Raw genomic sequence first — 8,959 nt, 5'->3', positions numbered from 1 at the left:
AAGCCGTCGGGCAGGTCTGTGACCTCTTTACCGATGAGGAATGCTACAATTTCTTCAAAGCTGCCGGATATGAAACCGATTAGACGCAACGCGCTCTAACGACGACAGAAGGCCCGGACAGGATCACGCCAGGACGGAATTTTCCCGCGCGGGTTCGTCGAATGCAGACCCTACTGTTCCAGACCATCATCCGCGATTGGACAGGATGGACGGGAACGCGCACCAGCGACAAATCGCTCGGCGCCTTGAGCCCGGGATCGGACGCGACCCGAATCCCTGGCACATCCAGCGGAGCTGAAGCGCCCATGGAATATACGACTTTGTGATCTTCCGCAGCGACAGGGGCCACACCATCAGGAAACATTTCGCCCATGACCTGCGATCCCTCCCGGGCCTCACCTTTCGCCTGAAACCGGAACAGGATGAACTGCACCGTCGCACCGCCACAGCCCTTGGCACCGTGGTCTGGCCCGCGGGGTGCGCGTGACGCGGCTCAAGAAAGTGCCCTTAGGCGACGGTCGCCAGATCAATGCCGGGTTCGTCGCGTGCGAACAGGCTTCGGATCATGTCGAGGGCGATGACACGCCCCGGAAATCCGCTCCTCTGGAAAGCCCGGCCGGTCAGAGGCATCTGTCCCTCTATCATCACCGCGGGTTCCGGGCTGCGATGGAAACGCGGCGCGACCAGGCCCAACTGGCCGCGTGGCTATCACGACTCCAAGCGGCGATACCATTGCTCCGGAACCGCCCCCGTGACACATCCAAGACCCCGCACGCCTGCCCGACGGCGACATCCACCTGCCTCAGGATCCGCAGACCGGGCTGATCCGCAACGCCCGGGAGCAGCCAGAGCGGATGGCACATGACGCGCGGCATCAGAGTGAACAGGCCCCCATCCCGGCGCTCTGGACCTGATCGAACGCCACAAAGGCCAATCGGGCCTGGTCCAGATCGGGTGCGGCAAGGCATGGTCATGACGTCGATCCAGCCCATGAGGGTGCGCCCGCCCGCACACTCAAGCGCGTCTCACGCGCGGAACAGGGCTGTCCACGCAGGGCACTATCCTGGGGCATGTGCCCCGACCCCGACGCCTTTCCGGGGCACATTGCGGCCTCGAACGGCCGCGGCATGATCCAGTTGAAGGTTTCCAGCCTTGGAGGCAATCCATGCTTCGGCGATGCGCCGCAGACAGCAGGCCGACCCAGAGGGCCGCGTTCCCCTTCCGGGCGACGTCAGGCCCGGTTTGGTCGATCAGCATCGCCCCGACGGACCCGTCGGTATCCGGTGCGGGCCGTCCCGGAGCGTCATCCATGACCTGATGTGCGAGCGCCCCGGGGCACCGACATCAAGCCGGGTTCCAATCCTGCGCTGGCCTTCGGGTTCGGTCGCCTGCGGACGCGAAGGCGGACCCGCCGGACAGCATCACGTTCCACATCCTGCACCACGATCACCGGACCCGGATCCGGATCCGCAACCTGGCCGGGCCTTTTGCAACAAAGCGGCACCCCATAATAGGTTTCAAGACCGAATTGGCCGAAAGACTGTGCGAAATTGACCTCGAACGGTCCGCCAAACGCTCTGCCGATGGCTTCAAGCACCGGTCCATCGCGGCACGCTATTCCCGCAATCAAGCATGGGTGGGATGGCCGATCATCCAGGACCTTCAGGAGCTGGTCTAGCAGACCCGCCCTGACGTCATCGCCGAAACCGGCCGTGCGCAGGACTGATCGCTGCTGTCGGCGATGCAGGACCGTGCGATGCCGCCGAGGCGGGGCATGGCCTGGACCCGGCCTGTGAACGGCCCGGCACCGGATGGACGTTACTCAGAAAGCCGCGCCTGATGTGGGACAACGATCCACTGGAATCGCTGGATCTGGCTTGGGCACGAGGACCTTTTGCTGCAACCGTCGGCCGGGATCCACGCCTTGGACCATCAGATCGCGCCAGTGGTCGGATTGCGGCGGCTGGTTTTGGCCGGGGCCTTCTCCTCCAACACGGTGACCCTTGTTACCGACCGCCGCGATAACCAAGGCCGATCTGCCGGCACTCTATCCCCGACGGGGCAATGTCCGACCGTGACAGCTGCGGGTCATCCAGCGGACGTGGCGACCTTCATAAAGGTCATGGCCGACACCTGCCGCGTCGTCCATTTCGAACGCTGTCGGGAACATCTGTCACTGCGCATCCGCCATCCGATGTCGGAATGCCGCGCGCTTATCGCGGCGTGGACGGCAAGGGGCGCGCCACCCCCGGCCGATGGCGGATGCCGCTCAGGCGGGGGCGACGACCGCCCCTAGCCTGCGGTTGACTCAGCGCCCAAATGAGAACAAAACAGAAACATAAGCCTCGCACCCCAGGCCAAGGATCGCCGCCCCCTCATGTCCGATGCCCGCCTCACCCTTGCCGCGCTGCGCGACCGGATCGCCCATCTGGAGGGCGCGGAGGGGCATGCGCGCAAGACGCTGGCCTTTGGTGTGCCCGCGCTGGACCGCCGATTGCCGCAGGGGGGGCTGGCCCTGGGCTGCCTGCACGAGGTGTCGGGCGGGCCCGAGGGCGCCGGCGATGGCGCGGTGGCGGCCTGCTTTGCGGCCGGGATCGCCGCGCGCCTGCCGGGACCGGTGCTGTGGTGCGTGACGCAGGGCGATCTGTTCGCTCCCGGTCTGGAGCAGGCGGGGCTGCCACCCGACCGGGTGATCTATGTCGAGGCGGGCGATGACATCAGCCTGCTGGCCTGCATGGAGGAAGGGCTGCGCCATGGCGGCTTGGGCGCGGTGGTGGCAGAGGTGGCGCGCCTGTCCATGACGGCCTCGCGGCGGCTACATCTGGCGGCCAAGACCTCCGGCACGACCGGCCTGGCGCTGCGCCGGTGGCGCGATCCGGCGCAGGCGGAGGATTTCGGCCAGCCCACCGCGGCCATGACGCGCTGGCGCATCTCGGCGCTGCCCTCGGTGCCGCTTCCGGTGCCGGGCGTGGGGCGGGCGCGCTGGCGGGTCGAACTGGTCCGGGCGCGCGCCGGGGAACCGTTCGAGATGATCCTGGAGGGCTGCGATGACACGGGTCATCTCGGTCTGCCTGCCGATGTGGCCGATCGACCGGCTGCAGCGGCGGGCAGACACGCCTTCGGCTGATGCGCCGCTGATCCTGGCGGGACGCGTCGGCAATCGCCGTGTGATTACCGCCGCCTGCGATGCCGCGCGGGGCCTGGGTCTGCATGTCGGCATGCCCGTCGCCAAGGCGCAGGCGCTGGTTCCCGACCTGCGGATCGAACCGGCCGACCCCCGCGCCGATCTGGACGCGCTGGAGCGGCTGGCCCTGTGGCTGCTGCAACGCATCGCGCCCATCGTGGCGGTCGATCCGCCCGACGGGGTGGTGATCGACGTGACCGGCGCGGATCACCTGCATGGCGGCGAGGCGGCCCTGCTGGAGATGCTGCTGGGGCGGCTGACCCTGACGGGCATCACCGCGCGTCTTGCCATCGCCGATACCTGGGGCGCCGCCCATGCCCTGGCGCGCCATCATCGCGGGGACGCGCCCTGCATCGCCCCGCCCGGCGCGACCGCCGCGGTGCTGGCGCCCCTGCCCCTTGCGGCGATGCGGCTGGCGCCTGCCACCGTGGCGGGGCTGCTGGATCTGGGCTTTGCCACCATCGGCGATCTGATCGCGACGCCCCGCGGGCCGCTGACCCGCCGCTTTGGCGCCGAACTGTGCCGCAGGCTGGACCAGGCCCTGGGCGACGCGCCCGAGCCCATCGCCCCCCTGCGCCCCCAGGGGCTGATCGAGGTCCGCCGCAGCTTTGCCGAACCCATCGGGGCGGCCGAGACCATCGCCCGCTATATCGCCAGGCTGGTCACCGAACTCTGCGCCGCGCTGGAGGCGCGGGGGCAAGGGGCGCGGCGGCTGGACCTGCTGTGCTGGCGCGTGGACAACCGGGTCCAGACGGTCCGCGTGGGCCTGGCCACGGCCCAGCGCGACCCCGCGCGGCTGACCCGCCTGCTGACCGACAAGATCCCCACCATCGATCCGGGCTTCGGCATCGAAATCATGACCCTGACGGCCACCCTGGCCGAACCGCTGGTCCCCCGGCAGGCCAGCAGCCTGCTGGAACAGGCCCCGCCCGACATCGCGGGTCTGGTCGATCTGCTGGCCAACCGTGTGGGCGCGCGCGCGGTCTATCGGCTAAGCCCGGTGGCCAGCGACGTGCCGGAACGCTCGGTCACGCGGGTCGCGGCGCTGTCGCCGGATCAGGGCGGGGGCTGGCCCGGGCACTGGCCGCGCCCCGCACGCCTGCTGCCCCGCCCCGAGCCGATCGAGACGATGGCGCTGCTGCCCGACCATCCGCCGAAATGGATCGCCTGGCGCGGCACGCGCCACGCCGTCGCCCGCGCCGACGGGCCGGAGCGCATCTTTGGCGAATGGTGGAAACGCGACGCCGAGGCCCGCGCCGTTCGCGACTACTTTCGCATCGAGAACGAGGCCGGCCAGCGGTTCTGGATCTTTCGCGCCGGCGACGGAGAGGACCGGTCCACCGGCTCGCATCGCTGGTTCATGCACGGGATCTTTGGATGAGCTACGTCGAACTGCAGGTCACGTCGCAATTCTCGTTCCTGCGCGGCGCCTCCTCGGCCGAGGAGCTGTTCGCGACCGCGGCCCTTCTGGGCATGCGCGCGATGGCGGTGACCGACAGGAACAGCCTGGCGGGCATCGTCCGCGCGCATGAGGCCGCGAGACAGACGGGCGTCAGGCTGATCGTCGGCTGCAGGCTGGACCTGCGCTGCGGGATGTCGGTGCTGGTCTATCCGACGGACCGGGCGGGGTATGCGCGTCTGTGCAGGCTTTTGTCCATCGGCAAGGCGCGGGCGGGCAAGGGCGCGTGCCATCTGGACTGGCCCGATCTGGACGCCCATGCCGACGGCCTGCTGGCCATCCTGATCCCGGACACGGCCGACGACATCTGCGCGCTGCGCCTGCGCCGGTTGCGCGACCGCTTCGGCGACCGGGCGCATGTGGCGCTGACCCTGCGCCGCCGCCCCAACGACTCGCTGCGGCTGCACGACCTGTCGCGCCTGGCGGCCCGGATGGGCGTGGCGACGGTGGTGACCAATGACGTGCTGTTCCACGACCCCTCCCGCCGCATCCTGCAGGACGTGGTGACCGCGATCCGCCACACCACCACCGTCGATGCCCTGGGCTTTCGCCGCGAGCGTCATGCCGACCGCTATCTCAAGGCCCCGTCCGAGATGGCGCGCCTGTTTCCGCGCCATTCCGACGCGCTGGCCCGGACCGCGACCATCGCGGACCGTTGCCGATTTTCGCTGGACGATCTGCGCTATCAATACCCCGAGGAGCGCGACGACCCCTCCCTGACGCCGCAAGAGACGCTGGAGGCGCTGACCTGGGCGGGCGCGGCCACGCGCTATCCGGACGGCCTGCCCCCGAATGTCCGCGCCCAGCTGCAGCACGAACTGCGCCTGATCGCGCAGCTGGAATACGCGCCCTATTTCCTGACGGTGAACAGCATCGTGCGCTTTGCCCGCGGGCGCGGCATCCTGTGCCAGGGGCGCGGATCGGCGGCCAATTCCGCCGTCTGCTATGTGCTGGGCATCACCTCCATCGACCCCAGGGAGGGCAACCTTCTGTTCGAGCGCTTCATCAGCGCCGAACGCCGCGAACCGCCCGACATCGACGTCGATTTCGAGAATGAGCGCCGCGAGGAGGTGATCCAGTGGGTCTATCGCACCTATGGCCGCAGCCGCGCTGCGCTGACCGCCGTGGTGATCCGCTATCGCTCCAAGGGCGCGCTGCGCGATGTGGGCAAGGCCCTGGGCCTGCCCGAGGACATGATCCGCGCCATTTCCGGTCAGGTCTGGTCCTGGGGCGAGGAGGGCATCACCCCCGACCAGATCCGAGAGCTGGGCCTGAACCCCGACGACCGCTGGCTGCGGCTGCTGCTGGACCTGGCGGGGCAGCTGCGCGGCGCGCCCCGGCACCTGTCCCAGCATCCGGGCGGCTTTGTTCTGACCCATGACCGGCTGGACGATCTGGTCCCCATCGAACCCGCCGCCATGGCCGACCGCCAGATCATCGAATGGGACAAGGACGACATCGACGCGCTGCGCTTCATGAAGGTCGATGTGCTGGCGCTTGGCATGCTGACCTGCATGCGGCGCGGTCTGGACCTGGTCGCGCGGCACAAGGGGCTGCGCCACGATCTGGCCAGCATCCCCCGGGACGATCGCCGGACCTATGACATGATCTGCCGCGCCGACACCGTGGGCACCTTCCAGATCGAAAGCCGGGCGCAGATGTCGATGCTGCCGCGCCTGAGGCCGCGCAGGCTGTACGATCTGGTCATCCAGGTCGCCATCGTCCGCCCCGGCCCGATCCAGGGCGACATGGTCCACCCCTATCTGCGGAGGCGGGCGGGGCACGAGCCTGTCGTCTACCCGACGCCCGAACTGAAGAAGGTGCTGGGCAAGACCCTTGGCGTGCCGCTGTTTCAGGAACAGGCCATGCGGGTGGCCATCGAATGCGCGGGCTTTACCCCAGGAGAGGCCGACATGCTGCGCAAGTCCATGGCGACGTTCAAGATGACCGGCGGGGTGTCCGGGTTCCGCGACAAGCTGATCGAGGGCATGGTCGCCCGCGGCTATCCGCGCGACTTTGCCGAACGCACCTTTCGCCAGCTGGAGGGGTTCGGCAGCTACGGCTTTCCCGAAAGCCACGCGGCCAGCTTTGCGTTGATCGCCTATGCCTCGGCCTGGCTGAAATGCCACCACCCGGATGCGTTCTGCGCGGCGTTGCTGAACAGCCAGCCGATGGGGTTCTATGCCCCCGCCCAGATCGTGCGCGACGCCCGTGACCATGGGGTCGAGGTCCGCCCGGTCTGCATCAACGCCTCGGACTGGGACTGCACGCTGGAGCCTGCGGGCGACCGCTTTGCCGTCCGCCTTGGCCTGCGCATGGTCAAGGGGCTGGCCGAGGCCCATGCGCAGGCCATCCTGGCAGCACAGCCCGCGACGGATATGACCGCTCTGCGCGCCGTCCCCCGATCCGCCCTGATCCGCCTTGCCGAAGCCGACGCCTTTCGCCCCGCCTTCGGCCTGTCGCGGCGGCAGGCGCTCTGGGCGCTGCGCGGTTCGCGCGACGACGACCTGCCGTTGTTCGCGGCCCTGCCGGGAGCAGCGACCGGCCCGCATGCCGAACCCGCCGTCCCCCTGCGCGCCATGCCCCCCGGCCGCGAGGTGGTCGAGGATTACGGCCATACCGGCCTGTCCCTGCGCAACCATCCGGTCAGCTTTCTGCGCGACGCGCTGGCGCAGCGCCGCATCCGCCCCTGCGCCGATCTGTCGTCCGAAGGCCACGGCCGCTGGTGCACCGTCGCGGGCATCGTGCTGATGCGCCAGCGCCCCGGCTCGGCCAAGGGCACCATGTTCATCACGCTGGAGGATGAGACCGGCATCGCCAACCTGATCGTCTGGCCCCGGGTCTTTGACGCACATCGCCGCATCATCCTCTCGGCCCGCATGCTGGCCGCCACGGGCCGCCTGCAACATGACGGCGCGGTCGTGCATCTGCTGGTCCACCGGCTGAGCGACCTGTCATCCGACCTGGCAGGCATCGGTCAGCGCCAGACCGCCTTTCCCCTGCCCCATGGTCGTGGCGATGAGGCCTGATCCACCGTCCGCAGTTCCCCTTGCCCAGCCCGATTGCCTGTGCCGATCGATCGGTAATCCGCCGCCCAGCCCTGCCGCCAGCAACGTTCCATCCACCCGGCGCTGCTGGATGCCCCCCAGCAACGCCCCTTATCCGCCCCTGCGCCGGTCGCGGACGTCGATACCGCCTCGCACGGCGCAGGGGCGGACCATGGACATCCCGTTTGTCTGTTCGCCGCGTCGCGGTGCCGGCCTGGGCATCGCCCCCTGATGATCCTTTGCATCCGGTGAACGACACCCGATCCTGTCCGCCCGTTGCGCGATTTCACGCAACTGCGCGATTCCGGTCATACGGCTGTCACGTGCGACTGGCATCCCGGCTGCATCGCGAACCAAGGCGGAGGCCCGCAGATGCCGGAACAGGGAACAGGGCTTGCCACCAGCCGGCAATCACGGCTGCTGGACCGGCTGGAGGCCTGCAGCTATGCGCCGGTGCTGGATCTCTCGGCCTATCTGGGCGTCTCGGAGGCGACGGTGCGGCGCGACCTGATCGACCTGGAGGCGCGCGGCCTGATCCGGCGCACCCATGGCGGCGCGATGCCGCTGGCGCAGATCACCCGCGACTTTCCCAACAGCGAGCGGCTGACGCGCCATGCCGCGGACAAGGCCCGCATCGGCAAGGCCGCGGCCGATCTGGTGGCCGATGGCGATGCGGTCTTCCTGGATGCGGGCACCACGGTGCTGCAGGTGGCCAGCCAGCTGGCGCGCCGCACCGGGCTGACCTTCGTGACCAACGGCACCGACATCGCGGCCTGCCTGGCAGGCGCAGGGGTCGAACGGCTGTATGTCACCGGCGGCGAATATCATGACATGAACCGCAGCCTGTCCGGCCCGCTGGCCGCAGCGACCATCCGGCGGTTCAACGTGGACAGGCTGTTCCTGTCGGTCTCGGCCATGGATCTGGGGCGCGGGCAGATCGCCATATCGGACCCCGCCCTGGCCGAGGCGCAGCGCGCCATGATCGAGATCGCGCAGGAGGTGATCGTCGTGGCCGACCATTCCAAGTTCACGCGCAGCGCGCTGGCCGTCATCGCGCCGCTGGAGGCGGTCGACCGGATCGTCACCGACACGGCCTGCCGCGACTGCCTGGGGGCCATCCCCGACGCGCTGGCGCGCAAGTTCATCTTTGCCTGAGGATCATCAATGCCCATCCTGACCCTTCTGTATCTGCGTTCTGCTAAACTGGCCCCGTCACCGGCCCCGGCCAGGGTCAGTGACGGGGTGGTGCGCGACGTCTGACCCTTGTGG

The 8,959-nt window shown here is 69.0% G+C and carries 4 protein-coding genes; all 4 read left to right on the top strand.

The genetic code is table 11. From position 1 onward, the window contains the following. The first annotated feature begins 2,377 nt into the window (after window positions 1–2,377). Complete coding sequence (locus ABS73_RS13345) at window positions 2,378–3,127, top strand: ImuA family protein (RefSeq protein ID WP_277018675.1); 750 nt, start codon at window positions 2,378–2,380, stop codon at window positions 3,125–3,127. Further along, window positions 3,048–4,565 (top strand): Y-family DNA polymerase, encoded by a 1,518-nt coding sequence (locus ABS73_RS13340; protein WP_277018673.1) that lies wholly within the window; start codon window positions 3,048–3,050, stop codon window positions 4,563–4,565. Before ABS73_RS13345 ends, ABS73_RS13340 begins: the two co-directional genes overlap by 80 nt. After that, the gene (locus tag ABS73_RS13335) at window positions 4,562–7,672 is read left to right on the top strand and encodes an error-prone DNA polymerase (RefSeq protein WP_277018670.1); all 3,111 of its coding nucleotides are present in this window, start codon (window positions 4,562–4,564) and stop codon (window positions 7,670–7,672) included. Before ABS73_RS13340 ends, ABS73_RS13335 begins: the two co-directional genes overlap by 4 nt. A gap of 390 nt (window positions 7,673–8,062) precedes the next feature. Beyond that, window positions 8,063–8,845, top strand: coding sequence for a DeoR/GlpR family DNA-binding transcription regulator (locus ABS73_RS13330; RefSeq protein ID WP_277018668.1), 783 nt, complete (start codon window positions 8,063–8,065; stop codon window positions 8,843–8,845). Window positions 8,846–8,959: the final 114 nt, after the last annotated feature.

Origin of the sequence: Paracoccus sp. SCN 68-21 (assembly GCF_001724535.1) — a bacterium.
Classification (GTDB): Bacteria; Pseudomonadota; Alphaproteobacteria; order Rhodobacterales; family Rhodobacteraceae; genus Paracoccus; species Paracoccus hibiscisoli.
The sequence above is the reverse complement of the archived record's forward strand: the minus strand, read 5'-3'. Positions and strand labels throughout refer to the sequence as shown.